This is a genomic window from Zoogloea sp. LCSB751 (assembly GCF_002028455.1).
Taxonomy (GTDB): domain Bacteria; phylum Pseudomonadota; class Gammaproteobacteria; order Burkholderiales; family Rhodocyclaceae; genus Zoogloea.
The window spans coordinates 1-231 of the sequence record NZ_MWUM01000699.1 but is presented as its reverse complement, the minus strand read 5'-3'; the positions used below and the strand labels follow the sequence as shown (position 1 = coordinate 231).

The 231-nt window shown below is 60.6% G+C and carries 1 pseudogene; it reads left to right on the top strand.

Going from position 1 to position 231, the window contains the following annotated elements:
* Positions 1-231: pseudogene (locus B4920_RS28235) on the top strand (DNA cytosine methyltransferase); the annotation flags it as partial.

Sequence of the window (231 nt, the reverse complement as noted above, 5' to 3'; positions counted from 1 at the left end):
GCTAGTGACTACGGCACCCCCACTATCCGCAAGCGCCTGTTCCTGATTGCTCGCCGGGATGGCGCCCCCATCGTGTGGCCCAAACCGACCCATGGCGATCCCGCCAGTAAAGAGGTGAAATCAGGCAAGCTACTGCCATGGCGCATTGCTGCCGACATCATCGACTGGTCGATCCCATGCCCCAGCATCTTCCTCACCCAGGAAGAAGCCAAAGCCCAGGGGCTCAACGTT